General features: G+C 54.2%; 21 protein-coding genes. 16 read left to right on the top strand and 5 right to left on the bottom strand.

Annotated elements, in window-relative coordinates; genetic code table 11:
- Positions 1-43: 43 nt before the first annotated feature.
- The 3 genes from C7445_RS05865 to C7445_RS05855 are packed head-to-tail and all read left to right on the top strand — an operon-like array spanning position 44 to position 2742.
- Positions 44-928 carry a carbohydrate ABC transporter permease gene (locus C7445_RS05865; RefSeq protein ID WP_134159116.1) on the top strand — a complete coding sequence of 295 codons (885 nt, stop codon included), beginning with the start codon at positions 44-46 and terminating at the stop codon, positions 926-928.
- Positions 925-1761, top strand: a complete 837-nt coding sequence (locus C7445_RS05860; RefSeq protein ID WP_134159115.1) for a carbohydrate ABC transporter permease — start codon at positions 925-927, stop codon at positions 1759-1761. The genes C7445_RS05865 and C7445_RS05860 overlap by 4 nt, the downstream gene beginning before the upstream one ends.
- A 30-nt stretch (positions 1762-1791) precedes the next feature.
- On the top strand, positions 1792-2742 hold the full coding sequence (locus tag C7445_RS05855) for a glycoside hydrolase family 113 (RefSeq protein WP_243834985.1): 951 nt from the start codon (positions 1792-1794) through the stop codon (positions 2740-2742).
- Positions 2743-2864: 122 nt separating this feature from the next.
- Here C7445_RS05855 and C7445_RS05850 read toward each other — a convergent pair whose 3' ends face one another.
- Together C7445_RS05850 and C7445_RS05845 are read right to left on the bottom strand one after the other, a co-directional pair.
- Positions 2865-4043, bottom strand: a complete 1179-nt coding sequence (locus tag C7445_RS05850) for a glycoside hydrolase family 130 protein (RefSeq protein WP_134159113.1) — start codon at positions 4041-4043, stop codon at positions 2865-2867.
- A gap of 3 nt (positions 4044-4046) precedes the next feature.
- Positions 4047-5234, bottom strand: coding sequence for an AGE family epimerase/isomerase (locus C7445_RS05845; protein WP_243834984.1), 1188 nt, complete (start codon positions 5232-5234; stop codon positions 4047-4049).
- A 189-nt stretch (positions 5235-5423) separates the two neighbouring features.
- Here C7445_RS05845 and C7445_RS05840 point away from each other — a divergent pair, with 189 nt between their 5' ends.
- Positions 5424-6503, top strand: a complete 1080-nt coding sequence (locus C7445_RS05840) for a LacI family DNA-binding transcriptional regulator (protein WP_134159111.1) — start codon at positions 5424-5426, stop codon at positions 6501-6503.
- On the opposite strand, the gene C7445_RS05835 is transcribed toward C7445_RS05840, so the two are convergent.
- A complete protein-coding gene (locus C7445_RS05835) occupies positions 6500-7897 on the bottom strand; it encodes an MFS transporter (RefSeq protein WP_134159110.1) in 1398 nt (465 codons plus the stop codon). The two genes, C7445_RS05840 and C7445_RS05835, sit on opposite strands and share 4 nt — an antisense overlap.
- Positions 7898-7970: 73 nt before the next feature.
- Between C7445_RS05835 and C7445_RS05830 the strand changes: the two genes are divergently transcribed.
- Complete coding sequence (locus tag C7445_RS05830) at positions 7971-8438, top strand: GNAT family N-acetyltransferase (RefSeq protein WP_341770533.1); 468 nt, start codon at positions 7971-7973, stop codon at positions 8436-8438.
- On the opposite strand, the gene C7445_RS05825 is transcribed toward C7445_RS05830, so the two are convergent.
- On the bottom strand, positions 8413-8931 hold the full coding sequence (locus C7445_RS05825; protein WP_134159109.1) for a cupin domain-containing protein: 519 nt from the start codon (positions 8929-8931) through the stop codon (positions 8413-8415). The genes C7445_RS05830 and C7445_RS05825 overlap by 26 nt on opposite strands.
- A 306-nt stretch (positions 8932-9237) precedes the next feature.
- On the opposite strand from C7445_RS05825, the gene C7445_RS05820 reads away from it, so the two are divergent.
- The 6 genes from C7445_RS05820 (at position 9238) to C7445_RS14545 (ending at position 13000) form a co-directional block, all read left to right on the top strand.
- The gene (locus C7445_RS05820; RefSeq protein ID WP_134159210.1) at positions 9238-9615 is read left to right on the top strand and encodes a YojF family protein; all 378 of its coding nucleotides are present in this window, start codon (positions 9238-9240) and stop codon (positions 9613-9615) included.
- A gap of 2 nt (positions 9616-9617) precedes the next feature.
- Entirely contained in the window at positions 9618-10307 is a 690-nt protein-coding gene (gene bshB2 / locus C7445_RS05815) for a bacillithiol biosynthesis deacetylase BshB2 (protein ID WP_134159108.1), read from the top strand.
- Between the two features lie 21 nt (positions 10308-10328).
- Positions 10329-10811: a low molecular weight protein-tyrosine-phosphatase gene (locus C7445_RS05810; RefSeq protein WP_134159107.1), complete on the top strand. Its 483-nt coding sequence runs from the start codon at positions 10329-10331 to the stop codon at positions 10809-10811.
- Positions 10812-10891: 80 nt separating this feature from the next.
- A complete protein-coding gene (locus C7445_RS05805) occupies positions 10892-12034 on the top strand; it encodes a S53 family peptidase (protein WP_166669015.1) in 1143 nt (380 codons plus the stop codon).
- A gap of 90 nt (positions 12035-12124) precedes the next feature.
- A complete protein-coding gene (locus C7445_RS05800; RefSeq protein ID WP_208320845.1) occupies positions 12125-12622 on the top strand; it encodes a staygreen family protein in 498 nt (165 codons plus the stop codon).
- Between the two features lie 210 nt (positions 12623-12832).
- The gene (locus tag C7445_RS14545) at positions 12833-13000 is read left to right on the top strand and encodes a hypothetical protein (protein ID WP_208320844.1); all 168 of its coding nucleotides are present in this window, start codon (positions 12833-12835) and stop codon (positions 12998-13000) included.
- 370 nt (positions 13001-13370) lie between these two features.
- Here the strand turns inward: C7445_RS14545 and C7445_RS14540 are convergent, their stop codons facing one another.
- Positions 13371-13520 carry a hypothetical protein gene (locus C7445_RS14540; protein ID WP_166669014.1) on the bottom strand — a complete coding sequence of 50 codons (150 nt, stop codon included), beginning with the start codon at positions 13518-13520 and terminating at the stop codon, positions 13371-13373.
- A 162-nt stretch (positions 13521-13682) separates the two neighbouring features.
- Here C7445_RS14540 and C7445_RS05795 point away from each other — a divergent pair, with 162 nt between their 5' ends.
- From C7445_RS05795 to C7445_RS05775, 5 genes are all read left to right on the top strand, one after another.
- A complete protein-coding gene (locus C7445_RS05795) occupies positions 13683-14006 on the top strand; it encodes a thioredoxin family protein (RefSeq protein WP_134159104.1) in 324 nt (107 codons plus the stop codon).
- Positions 14007-14081: 75 nt separating this feature from the next.
- Positions 14082-15983, top strand: a complete 1902-nt coding sequence (locus C7445_RS05790) for a CoA-binding protein (protein WP_134159103.1) — start codon at positions 14082-14084, stop codon at positions 15981-15983.
- 35 nt (positions 15984-16018) lie between these two features.
- Positions 16019-16978, top strand: coding sequence for a thioredoxin-disulfide reductase (gene trxB / locus C7445_RS05785; RefSeq protein ID WP_134159102.1), 960 nt, complete (start codon positions 16019-16021; stop codon positions 16976-16978).
- A gap of 136 nt (positions 16979-17114) precedes the next feature.
- Positions 17115-17786: a hypothetical protein gene (locus C7445_RS05780; protein ID WP_134159101.1), complete on the top strand. Its 672-nt coding sequence runs from the start codon at positions 17115-17117 to the stop codon at positions 17784-17786.
- Between the two features lie 158 nt (positions 17787-17944).
- Positions 17945-19384: an amidase family protein gene (locus C7445_RS05775; protein ID WP_134159100.1), complete on the top strand. Its 1440-nt coding sequence runs from the start codon at positions 17945-17947 to the stop codon at positions 19382-19384.
- The last annotated feature ends 5 nt before the right edge of the window (positions 19385-19389 follow it).

The following is a 19389-nucleotide window of genomic DNA, read 5'->3' as shown; positions in this document are numbered from 1 at the left end:
GGGGGGATTGGATTCTGGATGGATCTGGGGAGAGTGAATCGCTGTGAACTTCCACGTCAGCTACAAGGCCCAACGCAGATTGCTGATTATTGGCTTCTTGATCATCCCATTAGTCCTACTGGTGACCTTTTCACTATATCCGGCCATTAAGTTGATTCTGTATAGTTTCACGTCTTGGAATGGACTCTCAACCTCGTATCCCTGGGTTGGACTGCATAATTACATGGAAATTTTCAAGAATCCGGCGTTGTTTGGCGTGTTCCTTCACAACCTCAGTTACTTTGTCGGCGGACTGGTGCAAAACGTAATTGCTTTAGGGTTGGCGTTGCTCCTGAGTAAAAAGGTAAAGGTTCGCAACGGATTTCGTTCTGTACTCTTCATTCCATACATGTTGAACGCCGTTGCAGTTGTATATATATTCCAATTTATGTACCAGGATAATGGTGCACTCAATACGATTCTACGTGCGGTTGGCCTTGGCGGATTGGCTGCCGACTGGATTGGAAATAACCATGTTATCAACTGGGCGTTGGCATTTGTCTCTTTATGGGAGTACTTTCCGTTCAATATGGTCATTTATTTGGCCGCTATTCAATCCATCCCCGAAGATATGTATGAGGCTGCCCTGCTGGACGGCGCCTCGGGCTGGCAGACGCTGTGGTATGTGACACTGCCCAACCTGAGAGCCATCATTCAGGTTAACTTGCTGTTGACCGTCTCGGGAGCGCTCGAAGCGTTTAATATCCCATTTATCATGACAAACTCAGCTCCGGCTGCAGCAACGTTTTTAACCCAGACAATGAATGTTGCGTTCGTGTTTAACAACTACGGTCTAGCATCCGCAATGGCAATTGTGTTGTTGGTCATTGTTGTATTGGTCATCAGCATTCAACGCAAAATCGTCGGTGGAGGTGATGATGTCGTATGACAGGCAAAATGACGAAGTTCACGGGAAGTATTGCGAAATATATGGTTCTAACCATAGGCGTTGTGGTCGTCATCTTTCCTTTGTATATTGCTGTCGTCAATTCGCTGAAAAGCAATGCCGACATGAATCGTCTTAGTCCGTTACAGCTGCCGCTACATCCTGACTGGCAAAATTACGTCACGGCGTGGACCGGCGGTGCACTCGGTTCGGCATTCGTCAATACGTTTATCATCATTGTTCTAGCGGTAATCGGCAACATTTTTTTTGGGACGATGGTGGCTTATGTTTTGGGCAGATTCAACTTCCCGCTCAAAAAAGTCATTATGGGTGCTTATCTCGTCGCCATGTTTATTCCTACCATGACGGTACAGGTGGCGATTTTCGGGATCATTAAAAACATCGGGTTGTTTGACACGCGGTATGCGATGGTTCTTCTATATTTAGGTACGAATGTCGTTCAGATTTACATCTACATGCAATTTATCAAACGGATACCTATATCGCTCGATGAAAGCGCAATGCTGGACGGCGCATCCTATTTTCGTATCTATCGCTCTATTATTTTTCCGTTACTAGCTCCAGCTAGCGCAACGGTCGCCATTTTGCAGACGATCGCTATCTACAATGATCTTTATTCGCCATATCTCTATATGCCATCTACCAATCTTGGAGTGGTCTCGACAGCGCTCTTGCGTTTCCAGGGTCCGTATTCGGCGCAGTGGAACCTGATTATGGCTGCATCGGTCATTATCGCAATTCCCTTATTGCTGATTTACCTCTTTTTGCAGCGTTATATCTTTGCTGGCATTGTAAACGGAGCGGTTCGCGAATAGAATGCACAGCAATTGAATGGGGGAGTCAAATTGGATTTTATACGTGGTATCACTTGGGGTTGGGTCGGCGTCCGAGGAACGTGGACGACGGACGAGGCGAAACTGTCGATGAACAAATTGAAGGAGACAGGGGCAAATTGGATAACAATTGCTTTCCAAGCATTACAGGACACGCCACAGAGTGTGGTGGTGAACTATTGGGATGAGCCGGTTGTAACGGACGAAGAAGTTGCGTTTGCAGTTGAGTTGGCCCACCGCTTAGGGTTAAAAGTTTGTCTCAAGCCGGTTGTGAACTGCCGAAATGGTACATGGAGAGCGCATATCAACTTTTTTGATCGCGATGTGCCCGGTGAGCCGACATGGGCACAATGGTTCCAAAGCTACGGCACTTTTATTTTGCACTACGCGAGAATGGCTGAACGCCTAGGCTGTGAAATGTTCTGTGTGGGCTGTGAAATGGTGCAGGCTGATAAACGAGAGTTGGAATGGCGCTCTTTAATCGCTCAGGTGCGAGAGGTGTATCGCGGAACGGTGACATACAACTGTGACAAATATCAGGAGGAACACGTCCGTTGGTGGGACGCGGTCGATGTCGTTTCGTCGAGTGGGTACTATCCTGTATCGTCCTTCGCTGAGCGCGTACAGGAATTACGCACGTTTGCCACGCAGGTGAATAAGCCATTCTTTTTTATGGAAGTGGGATGCATGAACGTCGATGGCGCAGCTGAGCGACCGAATGACTGGTCGCACCAGGGTTCTTTGTCCATGCAAGAACAAGTGAAGTTTTATGAGACACTGTTTTCGCTCTTACATGATGAGCCGTGGTTCTACGGTTATATGTTATGGGACTGGCCGGCAACACTATACGCCGACGATGAGGCGAAGCATAACCGAAATTATTGGTTTTATCGGAAACCAGCTGAAGACGTGATTCGACGCTACTATGCAAAACCACAGGTTCGCAACGGTAGCCCGATATGACCAGCTCAACGTTTTACGTAAGATCGATTCGCGATTGCAGGCGTTTTCTAAAGGAGAGGATTACCGTACAAAAAAGCCCCCGTTTTCATGTTACCGATGAAGATGGGGGCTCTCTTTTGCATTCACTCGGCGATTCGTGAATTACTTTGAATCAAAGTCAGGCGCTGCTTCACGCTTTCTGCGGATCGCAACCCGTCTTCCGGCGTGTTTTTCACATAATCGAGCAATTGCTTCACTGTAGTCGTAGCCACGTGCATGCGTGTATCGGATGATGCGTAATAGATGAAAACCGTTCCGTCTTCTTTCATCACCCAACCGTTGCAAAATGCGACATTGGATACGTCGCCAACGCGCTCAGAGCCTACGGGAGCGAGAAAATAGCCCCCTGGTCGCGCGATCACGCGTTTCGGATCATGAAGGTCAGTGAGGAATAGATAAAGAACATAGCGCAACCCGGCAGCAGTATTGCGAACGCCATGTGCTAAATGCAGCCATCCTTCGGATGTGCGAATGGGTGCGGGACCAAGCCCATTCTTCGCTTCCTTTATGGTGTGATAGATGCGATCATCGACGATGTGTTCTACGTGAACCACTGCGCCTTCCATGGTGTCTGCCAGACCAAAGCCGATACCACCGCCGCTACCCGCCTCGATAAACCCGTCCTGTGGGCGTGTATAGAACGCATATTTCCCATCGACGAACGTCGGATGCAATACGACATTGCGCTGCTGCGGTGAGGGTGTGACAAGGTCGGGGAGGCGTTCCCACGTACGCAAGTCCTTCGTACGCACAATTCCGCACTGCGCGATGGCTGACGATTGATCGCTGGCGGGTGCCGACGGGTCGCGGCGCTCCGTGCAAAACAATCCATAGATATATCCATCTTCATGTTGTACAAGGCGCATGTCGTAGACGTTGGTATCCGGTAGGTCTGTTTCTGGGATGACAATCGGTTCATCCCAAAAGCGAAACCGGTCGATACCGCTTTCACTTTCTGCAATGCCAAAAAACGATTTCCGATCCACGCCTTCGACCCGCGCGACGAGAAGAATGTGTTCGTTCCAAAGAATGGCTCCCGCGTTGAAGACCGCGTTTACCGCCAATCGTTCCATAAAAAATGGATTGGTTTCAGGGTTCATATCAAAGCGCCACGCGATTGGCACGTGATCGGCGGTTAACACTGGGTCTCGATAACGGGTAAACCACCCGTGCGTTTGCTCGATGGGTTCGTTGCGGCGCGATACAAGCGCCATGTAATGTTGCTCAATCCAAGCGCGGCGTTCACTATATGAATCCGACATCGCTTACTCTCCTTCCGGCGCGAGTCGTTGCCACAGTTCCAGACACGCTCGCGTGTTGTGATACGGACATTTCCACGGTTCTACTTTCCATTTTGTCTTGTCTGGGTTTCCCGAGCGATCCACCAGCCAATACCATTCACCATACTGACGGTCGGACATGTGTTGTTCAATAAAATCCCAGACCCGTTCACTCTGCTTGAAATACTCTGGATTGCCCGTAATTTGATAGGCGTTCACCAGTCCAACTGCAGCTTCTGCCTGTGGCCACCAGTGTTTATCATCATCGATCACGCGTCCCGCATGCCCTTCATTGAACAAACCACCGTCCGCATCCAAGCCTTCGGCAAGGGTGGCATCCACCATTTGTACCGCCAGTTGTCGTGTTGCCTGTATGCATGCACCGTCTCCCAAGGCTTCGGCCGCTTCGCATAGCAGCCAGGAACCTTCGATATCATGGCCATACGAGATGACGTCGGAAAGTGGTCGCCAATCAGCATCAAAGAACAATTGGAAATGGGAGGTCTGCGGATTGACAATGCGCGTAGCAACGACTTGGAGCAAATCACGCAGACGATCCCGCAACTCGGGATTGGGCCATACCTGATATAAACGCGTGTACGCTTCCAGCAGGTGGAGATGTGTATTCATCGACTTCGGCGCAGCGAGATCGGAGATGCCCAATTGATCCTGCATCGGTCTCCAGTCCACTGAGAACGACTCGAAGTATCCGCCATGCACGGAGTCGCGAGCGTAGCGTTCTATGCATTCGTAAATCAGTTGCGCATACAAAAGTGCTTCTTGCTTGCCTGTCGCTGCGTAGTATTCTGCGCATGCGTACATGGCGAACGACTGCGCATAGATGTGTTTGCGCGTCTGAACCGGTTGCTGGTTTGCATCCACCATCCAAAATACGCCCAAGTGGGTTTGATCCCAGAATGCAGATTTGAACATATTCCACATGCTGTCTATGATATGCCGGTTTTCTGCACTAGCTTCAAAACCGGTATGGATAGCACGAGAAAAGGTCCACAGAATGCGGGTAGCAAGAATGACTCCCAGATCAGCGTTCGGATCGGGAATACAATCGGTGGTCACCCTGCCGTAAAAGGTTCCGTCGTTTCGTAGCGCATGTTTTCGCCACCAAGTGAGAATCGATCTTCCTTCGTTTGCCACTCGTTGCCGTAAATTCATCGTGTTCAGAATCATCTCACCACCTATAGTTAGCATAACAAACACTATACTAAGCTAACTATGTGTACTGTAGCAACTGTGGATTCCATGCGTGGCTATGACATTGATGATGGCGATCTCTCTAGACGAATGCGCGTGAATCAGTTAGGCTAACAAAAAGGTGATATAGGAGTAGAGGGCGTGGGTCAAATGGCAAAAAAGGTAACGATGCAGCAAATTGCCGAGCAAGCTGGTGTGTCGAAGTATGCGGTTTCCAAAGCTCTTTCGGGACAGTCGGGCGTCAGTGACGAGACGCGCGAACGAATTGTGAAAATTGCAACCCAATTAGGCTATTTTCTCCAGGAGAATAGAGGTAACCATTGGAAGTCAGGCGTTGCCAAAGAGAAAGGTAAAGCGAATACGATTGTTGTGCTGTTGCCCAATGTGCGCATGCAAAACCGAGCATCGTCGTTTTGGGGAAGAATCGTCGATGGGATTTCAACGGCTGTAACCGACAGGGGATATGGAACCATACTCGTCACGGAACACTCGCCGGAAAACTTTCTGCAGGTGTTGAATCCTTCCGGCGTTCTCGGCGTGATCGGCGTGGGACTGGTGGCTACGTCACTGCTTCTAGAAATTCGCAAACTGGGATTGCCCTTCGTCCTTATCGATCACGAGGACGAGTCGGTACCGTCCGACACGGTATTTGTGGATAACTTTGATGTTTCTCGTCAATTGACACACTTTTTGCTTGGCCAAGGTCATCGCCATCTGCAGTTTGTCGGAGATCCTTGCTTTGCGCAAAGCTTTCGACATCGTTGGCTAGGTTTTCGGACGGCGCTCGAGGAGCACGGTATCCCGTTGCGCCAGTCCAACGAATTGGTGGGCAGTTTGGGTGTAACGAGAGATGAACACATGGCTTGTTTAACACGGGTCGTCAGTCAACTGATACGTGGGGGCGAAATGCCCACGGCATTCGTTTGTGCCAACGACTCACTTGCCATCAGTGTCGTGACGATGCTCCGGCAATTTGATGTCGATGTACCTGCTGACGTTTCTGTGACGGGCTTTGACGACATCGATGACGCGTCGGAGATGAAGCCCGCTTTGACCACGGTCTACGTGGATAAAAAGCAGATGGGGGCGCGGGCGGTCGATTTGCTGTTACAGCGGATCGACCATCCGGATGCCCCGCGGGAAAAGTTACATATTTGCGGCGACATTGTTTTGCGAGACTCGACTGCGGCGCCGCCGCTGCGCTGGGATCAGACGGATCGCGAGGCTTAACGGCCGCGAGGGATGCGCCAACTCATGATCAAGACGACGATGCCGAGGCAGGCCAGGACGACGCCAAGAATGTGCAACTGCCCTGTCGTGAGGTGAGTACCGAACAGTAACCCCAGTACGACGGTTGAGATGATCGTTCCCATGTATCGGGCCATTTGAAATAAACCTGAAGCTGTGCTGATGACTTCGCGCGGACTGGCGCGAAACAAAGCTGTTTGCAGCCCAACGTTGTTAAAACCGTTCGAGAGTCCGAGCACAGACAGGACGACGGCCAGCCACCACACGGGTGATTGGCTATGTAAGGTCAGGTAGAGAATGCTGCCGACGGTCATGAAAACGGCTGCCAGGACAAGCGGCGGGCGCGATCCGCTTTTGGCCACCCAACGCCCTGTGATGGGCGATGTGATGAGGCTGAACCCTGCCACGCAGAGCATGAGCAGTCCTGTTTCCTGCGTATCGAACTGTCGCACCTCTTGGAGGTATGTCGGCATACCGAAGAACACCGAGTAAAAGATGATGTTGACCGTCGCGAACTGGATGAGCACCCACGTTAGGGCGGCGTTTTGTCGGAAGAAACGGAGGCTTAGAAACGGTTGCTCCGTCTTGCTCTCACGCCAGCCGAAGAGGGCAAAGGCGACGACGCCAAGGGCAAGCCCCCACCACGAGGGTCTGGCAGTGAGTGACAGCAGAAAGACGATGGCGCCGATGATGCCGAGAATAAAGAAAAAGATTCCCAGCAGGTCGAGTTCATACAGAATCGCGCGCAACCGCTGCCCGAGCGGCGCTGTTTGGCTTGTAGCGCGGCCTCGAGGTAACACCCAGATGGCCAGTAGAAAGCTTGCAACGATGAACGGGAAGTTGACCCAAAAAACCCCTTCCCAATCGGCGTAATGCATGATAATGCCACCAATGGAAGGGCCAAATGCGGCTGCACCTGATGAGAACACGGCGAGAAGCGCGAGCGCCTGCGACTGTCGTTCGGTGATCACATTGCGCACGATGCCCATGCCTGCGGGATAAACGGCACCGCTCCCCAAGGACTGGATTAAGCGCAAAACGATCAGCCACGCGAAGCTAGGGGCGAAAGGCGCCAGTGAACACGAGAGTGCGACGAGCAATAAACCGACGAGAAACAAGGGTTTGCGCCCAAGGAGGTCTGCCAGTTTACCCATGATGGGTTGGGCGACGGCGCTGGCGAGATAGTAGGACGAAATGAGCCAGGACGCGGTGGTAAAATGGACGTGAAATACGTGCTGAAATTTCGTCATCGCAACCGAGATCATCGATGAATTCAGCGGATTGAGTAACACGCCAAGCGCAATGGTCATGAGAAATAAAGCGCGTTTGCGGCCGTTCAGTTGCGCGGCGTCAAGGTTATTTGGCACACTAGACATTCCGGTTCCTCCTTACACTGGCATTATGATACGCCTTGCGAAGGAGTGTTTCCAAGCGACAGGAGGGCTGCATGTGCGCGTTGTGATCGTCCAAACGGAAGACGAATTGAAGGTATGCCTGGATATTCGGCGCCGGGTGTTCGTCGAAGAGCAACAGGTGCCTATCGAGGAAGAAATAGATGACCAAGATGCTGTCGGCGTCGGCCATCATGTCTATATAGAAGACGAGAATGGGAGACCCGTCGCCACGGCTCGATACAAGCCTTATGGCGACGTGCATGGCGGAACGGCCAAAATTCAGCGAGTCGCAGTGTTGAGGTCATACCGGAAGGGTGGCTATGGCCGGGCTGTGATGGCGGCCATCGAGGCGTTGGCGCTGGCGGATGGATTCAACCGCGCCGTCCTCGATGCACAGTGCCATGCAGAAGGGTTTTACCACAAACTTGGCTACTGCACGGTCAGTGATGAGCCATTTTACGATGCGGGAATCTTGCACGTCCGCATGGAAAAAGCGCTCAGGCAAGCGCCAGTCGCGAGATGATGGCTGCGTGTTGAGGGAACTGTGCGACGAGTTCGTGCCGTCTGCATAACTCAAAGTCGCGGAAATCGAAACCTGGCGTGACCATGCAGCTGACGAGCGAGTAGCCGAAAACACGTTCGTTGGATTCGTGTGGCGCAGGGGACGAACCGAAGATGACCCCTTTCGGGACGAGCAGTTGTGGTCGTTCACCGCGGTGCATACGCACGCCGAGCGCATGTGCTTGGTAGGTGCCTGAGGCATCGATGGTGTGGACGACGAGCGGATCGCCCGCGTGAAAATACCAGAGTTCGTCCGACTTGAGTCGATGGAAGTGGGACACGTCTTGCGTACGCAATAAAAAATAGATCGATGTGGCGCTTCGACGCGGCGAACCGTAGCGCGCCAACGTCGACTCGTCCTCCATCCATACGGGAGAATGGTAGGTTTCGCGATAAAAGCCTCCTTCCGGGTGAGGTTCGAGTTGCAGGGCTTTAATCCAGTCGGATGCGTGCACGAGACGGCCTCCTCGTTGAATGTGATCACATTTGCAATGGGATAGTCGAATTTGGCACGATAGAGTAGGCACTCCTGTTGATTATGGCACATTCGCGAGGCGGAATGTCATGCCAATGAGCGATTTGTCATGGAGTATCGCGATCGCGCCGGTGTCATTGGCGGCGTTCAACGATTTGGGAGGGCCCCAAACATTCGATCCCAATCGGCAGGCGAGCTAGGCTGTTGTTGTTTTTGTCTTGGCAAAGATGGTGGCGAATTGTTTGAATCTCCGACGTTGTGGTCGGCAGGAAAGCAGGGAAACGAATTGCAGCCAATCGATGTACAGTCGGTTCAAGCAGCACTGGAGAGATTTGTCGGAGACGATGTGTATGTGCACCTGGAGACGACCAATGGCGCATATGCCGCGCACCGGTTCGGTCAACCCATGGCCGTTTGTGCCTATATTCGCAATGGATTGGTGAAGTTTGAACGAGCGCAAATCGCGGGCAGCCGTCCGTATCGGGTTGGCTTAAAAATGGCGTCAGGGTGGATTTACGCCGAAGGGTTAACCGATTATGAAGTGGACGGCGAGGGGCGATTGATGCTCGCTGGACACGATGCTGAAGGGCGGCTCGCCGTCGCGTTGCAATTGTCGAGAACGCCTTGGCCAATGGGCGTGCTGGACGAGTGGGAGGAGGAGTGATCGTGGCGAACATAGAAAAGACGCGCCATCTGCTGCTCGTGTTTCCGCACCCTGACGACGAGTCGTTTGGCAAGGCGGGCACGGTGATCCTATTTACGAAGGCGGGCACCCCTGCAACGCTCATCTGCGGCACCCTTGGCGAAATGGGACGCAACATGGGCAATCCGATTTTTGCAAACCGCGAGACGTTGCCAAGCATCCGCCGCCGTGAATTGGAGGATGCGTGCCAGGCTCTTGGTGTGGACGATCTGCGTTTGCTTGGTTTGCGGGATAAAACGGTTGAATTTGAGGACCCGGAACGGGTGGCGGATCGGATTGAAGCCGTCATTCGAGAGGTAAAGCCGACGATTTTGATGACCTATTATCCCAAGTATGGTGTGCATCCCGATCACGACGCGATGTCGCATGCCGCGGTGATCGCCGTGAAGCGCTTGCCGAAAGAGGAGAGGCCAGTGATTTGGGGTTCGGCTGTCGTCAACGACGCGGAATCGATTCTTGGCGAGCCCGATTTCGTGCTCGATGTTTCATCCGTCCTCGAACAGAAGATGGCTGCCATGCGGGCTCACAAATCGCAGTATCAAGGCATGTTTTCCCGCATGGAGGAAGCGTTGGCGCAAGGTGGGGCTCTCCGTGATGAGGTTGTGCAGCAACTGACGCGGGAGCGCTTTTGGATTTACCGAATCCAAGACTGATTCATTTGGTGAGGGACGACTGTGATACGCGTGTTGTTTATCTGTTTAGGGAACATTTGCCGTTCGCCGATGGCGGAAGCGGTCTTTCGGAACATGGTCCAGGAAGCTGGTCTCACGGGCGAAATTGACATCGATTCGGCCGGGATCGGCAACTGGCATGCTGGTGATCCGCCGCACATTGGCACGCGCCGCGTTTTGGAGAAAAACGGGATTGACTGGACAGGACTGGTCAGCCGTCAGGTGACGTCTGACGATTTGCAACAGGCGGATTATGTCGTGGCGATGGACAACGATAACATGCAGGCGCTGGAACGGCTTGGGGCATCTCGCTCGAATCGCGTCTTTCGCTTGTTGGATCTCGTCCCTGATGAACCGCTCGATGAAGTTCCTGATCCATACTACGACGGCCGATTCGACGAAGTGTACAGATTGGTGCAACTCGGTTGCAAGGCACTTTTGCGGCGCATACAAGGTGAACTTGCAGCGCGCGAAGCAAATAAATAGATATTTGTGTCGGACAGGTTGAGGGCTTCCCACATACCTTTCAAGTGTGGATGATACAAGCACACAAGGAGGTATGTGGGATGCATGTTTTTAAACACATCCACTTTGCCGATACAAATCGCTCGGGGCAAGCTTTGGCGAATGGTGGTCAAGGCTATTTTCCAGCGGACATTCGGCGTCTGTACAACATCCCAAACGACCTGACTGGGGCCGGCCAGACGATTGGTATTGTCGAGTTTTCGAGCGGTTACAGCCTTCAGGATGCGACTCTGTTCTGGAAGATGCATGGCATCACGCCGCCGCAGGTTGCCTTTGTTTCGATCGATGGGACTCGCAATGACGGAGGTATGCGTGAGGATGACGAGGAAGCCTCACTTGACTTGCAGTGGGCTGGGGCGATTGCACCAGGGGCACAGTTTGTCATCTACGAGGCGAACGCGGGAGAGACCTATGCCGAGTTTGAAGCCGCGATGCTGCATGCGTTGAATTACATTTTGAACGATAACCAGTATCGTCCAAGCGTCCTGTCGATCTCCTACGGTGACGGCGAGGATTCGTTCGATGCCGGGGCGCTGCAGTCGATGGCTGACATCATTCAGAAGTTGGATGAGCGCGGCGTGACGGTCTGTATTGCGTCTGGCGACCAAGGTGCCTATGGCTTGCACAACCCCTACGGACCGTATTCGCGCCATGCAGATGCGCCAGCGACGAGTCCTCATGCGGTTGCCGTGGGTGGCACGCATTTGTATGCACATGGCGGAGAGTGCGCGTGGACGTATCTGGGTCCTCAACATGGCGGTGCCAGCGGTGGTGGGTTTTCAGATATATTTCCCAAGCCATCTTGGCAGACGGCGGTTCCCGGCCATGCACGAGGTGTGCCCGATCTTGCATTGAATGCTGACCCTGACAGCGGGTATCAAATGGTGTTTCAAGGACAGCCCACAATTGTCGGTGGAACATCCGTGGCCTGCCCGGTGTTTGCGGCGATGATTGCGCTTGCCAACGAACGGCGGGCGAGTCTGGGGCGGAAACCGCTGTCGTCACTACCGCAAGTTCTATACAGCTACAGTAGTCAATTGGGGTTCCGTGACATTGTGGTGGGGGACAACACGTATAACGGTGTCATTGGCTACGAGGCCAAACCTGGCTGGGATGCAGTGACGGGGTTCGGATCGGTCGATGCCACCACGTTCATCGAAACGCTGGCGAACGACATACCTTAACGCCGCATGGCCGCATGGATCTGCGTGCACCAATACGTGAATCGCGTCATATAGATGGGCGAACGTCACTCTGTGAAGGCGGGGAAGCGGATGGATCAAGCCAAGTTGAAGTGGTTGCCCCATCGCGTTCATACCGTATTTCTCGAAGATGTGACCCCAGACGATCCTGTCGTCGGCCGCAAATATACTTGCATACGCTCCTTGCGCACCGGACGCATGTATGTGAGCATTGGCAAACAGTTTCACGACGCTGAGTTGTCGCGCCGTTACGGGCGATGGGTTCGCGAGTCGATTGTAGCCGAGTGGAATTCGCCGTCTGAGTTGCAGGTCCACGTTCACATCAGCGGCGCGGGAGTTCACGGGCGAGCTGGCATGCGCAATCGCAGGTTTCTGCGCGACTTACCCTTCGCCTTGGCGGCCATGCGGTATGCCGACGGATACCTTGTCAAGATTCATCCAGAACTCGACGATGCGCAAGTCGTGATATGTTTTCATAGCGATGTGAGTAAATACGATCGAACTGAAACCTGGGGACACTGGCGAGATTACGCGATCGCACCCAATTGGCGACACCGAGCGAGCCGTTAACGAAGAGTCGAAGATGAAGCCCCGCACAACTGTGCTGGGGTTTTTTTATGAATTCACATGATAAAAAATCTAACATACAAGAAAAAATTCTGTTGAATATGTTATGTAATTTTACATATAAGATTGACGTCAACCTGACCTTGCATGTATCATGATTCACAACGATACCGTTTCTTCCAGATGCAGGGGATGAAATGGGGGTCGATCGAGATGGAACCTCCGTTCGAAACGGTGATTTTCACGCAGGCTGATGAGGCTAAAAACCTCCTGATGATGCGTGAATTAAAGGACGCTGTTGAAAATCAGCAAATTCGTATCGTCGATATCCGGCGCTACCGGGATCAATTGATTGTCACGTTTCGCCGGCTCTCGTCCTGAGACGGACGGGGGCCGAAGGTGGTCACACCACCAGTCGTCGTATCAGCTGTCCACGCCACTCCTTTTGAGGGCGGATCGAATCTGATCCGCCTCATTTTCTTGTGCTCCCGGTATGGCGGTAGCGAGGCGATGAGGGCCACCTCGGGGTTGGCGGTTACTCACCGCTCGCCCGTCAAGTGGCTGCCACGTCCGGTCGGAACGGGCGCGGCGGTTCCATGGCGTCGAGGATAGCGCCAAGGGGAGGCAAACGTGAAGCAATCATAGAAAGGCCCTGCCAGTGAGGGCAGGGCACTGCATCGAAGGGGGAACGCGATTTGGTTTGGCGCAACCATCTTCCGTATGAGGATGGTTACACCATACAAGTTGAGATTCACCGTTGCGGCCGGGATCCTGGCGGGGATTGCAAGAGTCCCCGGCGTTTTGCTCCGTTGTGCGCCATGCGCATCAATTCCTGCACGCGCTCGTCGCGGGCGACGTCAAACGCGAGCGTCCCCAATTTGATGAACGTGCCAAGTTTCATCCGCGACACCTCCTGGCAGACTAGCCTTCATGTCAAGCATATGGCTTCGTTCGACAGCATGTTCGATTCAGAGGCTCCACGACAGCCTATTTTCCGGCCCGTCAACGTAGTTTGTCGGCCAATGCGTTCGCGGTATAATAGCGGCGGAAGGGGAGAGCGACGATGGAGCAGATCACGTCGAACGATCGTTATCGCGAAGTGACGCAAAATGGGCGAGTGATGGTAGAATTCTACGCTAACTGGTGCCCGGATTGCCGCCGCATCGAGCCGTATTTTGATGAATGGGAAGCCAAATACAAAGATTCGTTCTCCATGGTACGTGTCAATCGCGACGAGTTGCCCGAATTGGGAGAAGAACTCGGAATCCTCGGGATCCCGACGTTCATTGCTTATGAAAACGGTCAAGAGGTCACGCGCCTCTTTAGCCGTGACGCAAAATCGAAGGAACAAGTCGAAGCGTTCCTTGACCAAGCGTACCAAGGGTGATGGAACCTGCAGGGCCGCCGGCGTTTGTGAGCGCTGCGGCCCGTTTTGTTCCCCACAGAGGAGGACGAGTACCGCATGACATCACTTCATCATTTCTTTCATCCGAAGGTCGTGGCAGTGGTCGGCGCGTCACGAGGCGCGGATCGACTCGGCCATGTCATTTTTCGTCATATCTTGAACAGCGATTTCCGGGGCACCGTGTACCCGGTGAACCCCTCGGCGCAATCGGTCGCCGCTGTCAGAGCGTATCCAAGTTTGCGCGACGTACCAGAGCAGGTCGATCTCGCCGTCATTGTGGTGCCGGCGAGCCAGATTTTGTCCGTCGCGGACGACGTGATCGCAGCAGGGATCAAACATGTGATGATTGTATCGTCCGGATTCTCGGACATGGATCCACCGGGACTGGAACTGGAGCGCGAATTGCTTGAAAAGTTGCGCAATGCGGGCTGCCGCTTGATTGGGCCGAACAGCCTTGGCCTGATCCAGATGGATGAAGAGACGCGGCTCAACGCGAGTTTTGCGCCACAGGTGCCGGAGTACGGCAGGGTCGCGATCGCATCTCACTCCGGCGCGCTGGGTATCACGATTCTCGACTATGCCGCGTACATCGGTGTCGGCGTATCGAGCTTTGTCAGCCTAGGCAACCGAGCCGATGTCTCCGGCAACGATCTCCTTCAGTATTGGGGCGCCGATCCGTCCATCGACATGATTCTGCTCTACCTCGAGTCGTTTGGAAACCCGCGTAATTTTTCGCGCCTTGCGCGCAGAATTACGAGACAGAAGCCAATTTTGGCGGTCAAGAGCGCACGCACGCCAGTCGGCCATGACGTCGCCAATTCGCGCACGGTTTCCGTAGCAGCCGAAGATGCGACGGTGGAGGCGATGTTCCAGCAAGCAGGGGTCATCCGCGTCGATACGTTGCAAGAGCTATTCGACGTGGCGGTGCTTCTGCGCGCGGGTCCGATCCGCGCCGGCCGACGAGTGGCGGTCGTGACGAATACTGCCGGCGGTGCCGTGATGACTGTGGATAGGTTGGTGCGCGAGGGACTTGAGTTTGTCGGGCCGGTGATTAACATCGGCTTCGAAACGTTAGCGGAGAGCTACCGAATTGTGTTGCCGCAAGTTTTACGCGATCCGGCGATCGACGCGGTCATCGTTTTGTTTACGCCGGTTGGACCATCGAACGAAGAGGCTGTGCGAGTTGCGATCTCGGCGGCACTCTGTGAAGTCGCGAACGATCCACCGACGCCAGGTGTGCGCCACCCGTATGAAAAACCTGTCGTTGCGAACTTCTTGACCACGGGCGACTACCGAGTACGCTGTCTCGAAGTCGATCCTGAGCGCGAAATTCCGATTTACCCATTTCCGGAGCAAGCGGTACGGGCGTTGGCGAAGGTCATTGCGTATCACGAATACCGGGACAAGGACCCCGGTGTGGTGCCAGAACTTGACCGTATTCATACCGAAAAGTCACGAGATGTCATTTTGGCAAGCACACCTATGGGTATGGGAGACGAGCCGTCATTCGCGCTGGCATGGCCCGCATTGTCTGATGCCCTGGCGGCGATTGGGCTGCAGGCTGCGTCGGAGCCGGACGAGCGGGCAGAAGAATATGCCGCGTTTCATGTGACGATAGAGACCGATCCGCTTTTTGGTCCGCTCCTGCGTTTACACTTGTCTTCCGAGGAACGGGGTGTCGCCGTGTTGCGTCGAACAGTGACGCAGACCTTGCCCGCCGTGCGTCTGATCCCGCTCACAGATGCGGATGCGCGTGGGATCTGGAGCGAGGCCGAGGTCAACAGTGGTTCAGCAAGCATGGAGCCACATCGCGACACGGTTCTTGATGCGGTGCTTCGCATGTCGCAGTGGGGCGAGGAAGTACCCGAAGTCATACGAGCGGATTTGTACTTCGCGGTCGACCGCGGCAAAGCGATCTGTGTCGCTGGTCATGTGGAAGTTGCCCGTCCGAACGGGTAACATAGGATGACAGAAAACGAGTGGAGGCGTGGTATATGGAACATCGCAAACTGATCATCCTGGGCACGGGCCCGGCTGGGTATACTGCGGCGATTTATACCGCACGAGCGAACTTGGAGCCGCTCGTTTTTGAAGGTGAAGAGCCGGGTGGCCAGTTGACGTTGACGACAGAAGTGGAAAATTTCCCGGGGTTCGCCGATGGCGTCATGGGACCTGAATTGATGGAGTCAATGAAGAAACAGGCTGAAAAGTTCGGTGCTGTCTTTGCGCGCGGTAAAGCGACCTCCGTCGATTTGTCGAAGCGGCCTTTTACCATCACCGTTGATAAGGAGCGCGTCTATACGGCTGACGCGTTGATTATCGCCACGGGTGCGTCGGCGAAGATGCTGGGTATCGAGGGAGAGAGCGAGCTGATTGGCCGTGGCGTGTCAACTTGCGCGACGTGCGATGGATTCTTCTTCCGAAACAAACGCGTGATCGTCGTGGGCGGCGGCGATTCAGCGATGGAAGAGGCGACGTTCCTGACGAAATTCGCTTCGGAGGTTACCATTGTCCACAGGCGCAATGAGTTGCGGGCATCCAAAGTGATGCAGGAACGCGCTCGGGCGAACAAAAAAATTCGTTTTGTGATGAACGCGACGTCAGACAAGGTTCTCTCCGACGGCAACAAAGTAACCGGCTTAGAAGTCGTGGACAACGAGACGGGAGAGCGTAAACAACTTGAAGCCGACGGCGTTTTTGTCGCCATTGGGCACAGGCCGAATACCGAGTTTCTCGGTGGTCAGTTGGAACTGGATGCGGTGGGTTACGTTGTGACGAAGGGGAATACATCGGAAACGTCTGTCGCCGGCGTGTTCGCGTGCGGGGATGTGATGGATTCTCGTTATCGGCAAGCCATTACGGCGGCTGGATCCGGCTGTAAAGCAGCGATGGACGCTGAAAAATTCTTGGAAGGCCAGGCTGTGGAAGACTGGTCGGTTACACTGAATGTATAACACATACGACCTGTGAGCTCGCCCTCGGGCGAGCTTTTTGTTTTTCTGCGATCTGTGAGGTTTGCATGGTTGTAATGGCACTCGCGCATACTTTACCCGAAGCACCCATCAACCAAAAAGGGAGTTGACGTTTGGCATGCACATGAACCAATCGTTTGGCGCAGGCCAGAACAACGTTATGGGGCAAGGGTTTAACACACTGCGCCAATTCGGCACGCATCCGCAAGAGGTGCAAAGCCACATTCAACAAGATTTGCATCCGGGCTATTCCTACGCGTCTTCGCCTATGCATGCCGGGGCTACCAATCCGCAGATCGTGCAACAACATATCGCGCAGGATCTCGGGTACGCACAACCGTCTTACGGATATGCTCCGCAAGCGCCGACGGGCAGCACACTGAGCCAATTTGGCAGCAACCCGCAGATGGTCCGCCAGCACATCCAACAAGATTTGCACGGTTATGGTTACGGCACCATGAATCAAGCGCAACCTATGGGCGTGACGCATCAGGTGATGCAAAGTGTTCCCGCACAGATCCATAGCCAATCGTTTGGCTACGGTTATGCTCAGCATCCGGCTGCGCATAGCACACTTGGCCAGTTTGGCTCCAACCCACAGATGGTTCAACAGCACATCCAACAAGATTTGCACAATCAAGTCGGTGTCATGACAAGTCAACAAGCAGGCGCCTTCCACGGTGCCAACTATCCGGCTGCGCAGGGGGCTGTGGGCACTTTCGGACAATTCGGCACGAATCCGCAAGTCGTCCGTCAGCACATCGCGCAAGATCTTGGCTACTATCAATAATTCAAGCCCCACATCGGTTACAAGAGTGTGAACAGTGGCCGTTCCATCTTTTCAGGTGGAGCGGCCAGTTTTTTTACGCGACGCGGTTATGGCACAATAGCGCAGAGACGTACTGATTGCCATTGCTCAGCATGGGTCAGCCGGATGGAGGAGCGCATATGCCAAGCGTATTGACATGGACCATCACCGAACTGATGGGCAAGTTGCGATCTCGCGCATTGTCTGCGGCTGAGATCGTCACGGCTCATCTGGAGCAAATTGCGGCACACAACGTGGAAGGAAAGGGCATTCGCGCCGTGATCGAAGTCAACGCGGAAGCCCTGCTGCTGGCCGAGGCGCTCGATCGCGAGGCCGCCAAGGGATATTGGCGCGGACCGTTGCATGGAATCCCGATTCTCGTCAAGGACAACCTCGACACGGCAGACACCATGCAAACGACCGCGGGGTCAATTGCACTTTCTGGCCATCGCGCCAAGGAGGATGCAACGGTTGTGCGCAGATTGCGTGAGCAAGGGGCCATCATCATCGGCAAGGCAAATCTGACGGAGTGGGCGAACTTCCTGAGTGATCGCATGCCCAATGGTTATTCCTCGCGCGGGGGTCAGACGCAAAATCCGTACGGACCTGGAGTGTTCGATGTCGGCGGCTCGAGTGCGGGATCAGGTGCTGGGGTGGCGGCAGGGTTTGCCCCAGCCGCGATTGGGACGGAAACCAGTGGCTCGATTCTCAGTCCGGCAAGCAGTAACAGCCTTGTCGGTGTTAAGCCGACGGTTGGACTGGTTAGCCGCCGTGGCATCATTCCCATTGCCATGAGTCAAGACACAGCCGGGCCGATGACGCGCAGCGTGGCGGACGCGGCGCTTTTGCTCGCTGTCATGGCCGGAGCGGACGCGAGGGATGTTGCAACACTAGGCGTCCATATCCCTTCGCACGCCCAATGGTCGAACCTCAGTCAGGGGGCGCTTCGGGGCGCGCGCATTGGCGTGCCGCGCGATTACGACAACGAGTTAGAAGACGATGAACAGATCGTGTATCGTAAGGCCTTGGCCGATCTCGAACGGCTGGGTGGAACCCTTGTCGAATGTGCGTTGCCGACTGCGTTTGCAGGCGGGATCGACGTGCTGATCGAGGAATTCCCGGTCGCGCTCAACGCGTATCTAGCCTCCGTGGAGCCGTGGCTGCCGGTTCATTCGCTGGCCGATGTGATGGCCTTCAACTCCCGCCACGCGGACAAGGCGTTGCGCTATGGCCAAGCCATCTTTGAAATGGCAGCCGCCCGTGCCGGGGACAGGCTCGCCGATGGTTCGTACATTCGCGCGCGCTTGGCCGATCTCCACACGGCAAGGACAAACGGCATCGACAAGGCATGCGCCGATCATGGGCTCGATGCCATTGCGTTTGCGAACAACCTCGGTGCTGCAATTGCTGCCAAAGCAGGCTATCCGTCCATCACGATACCTGCAGGTTATACGAATGCCGGAAAACCTGTCGGCCTCACGCTGACGTCAGGGGCATTCTCGGAGCGGAAACTTTTCGAGCTTGCCTACGATTTTGAGCAGGCCACGTCCCATCGGCGGCCGCCCGTCTTTACGGAATAAGGAGG

The organism is Alicyclobacillus sacchari, assembly GCF_004366795.1.
GTDB lineage: Bacteria > Bacillota > Bacilli > Alicyclobacillales > Alicyclobacillaceae > Alicyclobacillus > Alicyclobacillus sacchari.
Note: the sequence above shows the minus strand (reverse complement) of the source record. Positions and strands in the feature narration are given on the sequence as shown.

Bases quoted from the DNA above. Each gene is read 5' to 3' on its own strand.
- C7445_RS14540 (WP_166669014.1), bottom strand. From the start codon at position 13,520: ATGAAACTTGGCACGTTCATCAAATTGGGGACGCTCGCGTTTGACGTC.
- trxB (WP_134159102.1), top strand. From the start codon at position 16,019: ATGGAACATCGCAAACTGATCATCCTGGGCACGGGCCCGGCTGGGTAT.
- C7445_RS05845 (WP_243834984.1), bottom strand. From the start codon at position 5,234: ATGAATTTACGGCAACGAGTGGCAAACGAAGGAAGATCGATTCTCACT.
- C7445_RS05795 (WP_134159104.1), top strand. From the start codon at position 13,683: ATGGAGCAGATCACGTCGAACGATCGTTATCGCGAAGTGACGCAAAAT.
- C7445_RS05805 (WP_166669015.1), top strand. From the start codon at position 10,892: ATGCATGTTTTTAAACACATCCACTTTGCCGATACAAATCGCTCGGGG.
- C7445_RS05775 (WP_134159100.1), top strand. From the start codon at position 17,945: ATGCCAAGCGTATTGACATGGACCATCACCGAACTGATGGGCAAGTTG.
- C7445_RS05800 (WP_208320845.1), top strand. From the start codon at position 12,125: ATGGATCAAGCCAAGTTGAAGTGGTTGCCCCATCGCGTTCATACCGTA.
- C7445_RS05850 (WP_134159113.1), bottom strand. From the start codon at position 4,043: ATGTCGGATTCATATAGTGAACGCCGCGCTTGGATTGAGCAACATTAC.
- C7445_RS05835 (WP_134159110.1), bottom strand. From the start codon at position 7,897: ATGTCTAGTGTGCCAAATAACCTTGACGCCGCGCAACTGAACGGCCGC.
- C7445_RS05780 (WP_134159101.1), top strand. From the start codon at position 17,115: ATGCACATGAACCAATCGTTTGGCGCAGGCCAGAACAACGTTATGGGG.
- C7445_RS05840 (WP_134159111.1), top strand. From the start codon at position 5,424: ATGGCAAAAAAGGTAACGATGCAGCAAATTGCCGAGCAAGCTGGTGTG.
- C7445_RS05790 (WP_134159103.1), top strand. From the start codon at position 14,082: ATGACATCACTTCATCATTTCTTTCATCCGAAGGTCGTGGCAGTGGTC.
- C7445_RS14545 (WP_208320844.1), top strand. From the start codon at position 12,833: ATGGAACCTCCGTTCGAAACGGTGATTTTCACGCAGGCTGATGAGGCT.
- C7445_RS05860 (WP_134159115.1), top strand. From the start codon at position 925: ATGACAGGCAAAATGACGAAGTTCACGGGAAGTATTGCGAAATATATG.